Source organism: Candidatus Frankia alpina (assembly GCF_902806485.1).
GTDB lineage: Bacteria > Actinomycetota > Actinomycetes > Frankiales > Frankiaceae > Frankia > Frankia alpina.
Genome location: NZ_CADCWT010000524.1, coordinates 1 through 789 on the forward strand (window position 1 = coordinate 1; position 789 = coordinate 789).

Annotated in this window: 2 protein-coding genes; one reads left to right on the top strand and one right to left on the bottom strand. The window is 63.0% G+C overall.

Annotation, left to right across the window (positions count from 1 at the left end; all coding sequences use genetic code 11):
• Positions 1-84: 84 nt before the first annotated feature.
• On the bottom strand, positions 85-570 hold the full coding sequence (locus G6R25_RS31115; protein ID WP_419469417.1) for a tetratricopeptide repeat protein: 486 nt from the start codon (positions 568-570) through the stop codon (positions 85-87).
• Here G6R25_RS31115 and G6R25_RS25725 point away from each other — a divergent pair.
• Positions 454-735, top strand: a complete 282-nt coding sequence (locus tag G6R25_RS25725) for a hypothetical protein (protein WP_205447444.1) — start codon at positions 454-456, stop codon at positions 733-735. The genes G6R25_RS31115 and G6R25_RS25725 overlap by 117 nt on opposite strands.
• Positions 736-789: the final 54 nt, after the last annotated feature.

Below are 789 nucleotides of genomic sequence, written 5' to 3' on the forward strand. Positions count from 1 at the left end.
ACATTCCTCACAACCTAGAGTAACCAGTCGGCACGGAAAGTGACCTTCGCGCGGCCCTGAATCCGACCAGAGGACCGCGTGGAGTCATCCTTCGTACACCAATCCGCCAGGCAAGATCTCGACGGTCAAGCCGCGACGGTAGCTGGTGTCGGTGGGGTCGAGGTCGGCGAGGCGACGGTGGATAGTGAGGGCGTAGGTGAGTCGGCGGTGGATGGTAAGGGCCTCGGTGAACAGGCGACAGGTCTCGTCGTTATCCCCCGATCTAAGAGCGAGTTCGGCAAGCTGGTCGCAGGAGGTGGAAAGGTCGCGTTGGTAGGCGGCGTTGTTGGGGTCGAGGTCGGTTAGGTGGCGGCGGATGGTAAGGGCGTCGACGTAAAGGCGGCGGGCCTCGTCGATGTGGCCGGCACCAGCGGCGAGGTCGGCTAGCCGTTCGTAGGAGGTGGAAAGGTCGCGTTGGTAGCGCGCGTTGTTGGGTTCGAGGTCGGTGATTCGGCGCGCGATGGTGAGAGCGTCCGTGTGCAGGCGGCGGGCCTCGTTGTTGTCGCCGGTATCAGCGGCGACTTTGGCCAGTCGGAGATAGACGGAAGAAAGGTTGCGTTGGTAGCGAGCGTCGTGGGGGTTGAGGTCGGCGAAGCGCCGACGGATGGCGAGGGCGTTGGTCTAAAGACGGCGGGCCTCGTCGTTGTCGCCGGCAACAGCACTCAGGTCGGCCAGTCTGATGTAGGTGAAGGGTAACTGGTCAGGTATTTGTTTGATCTTGGGTTAGCTGGTTGCGGGCATCCAGGCGCG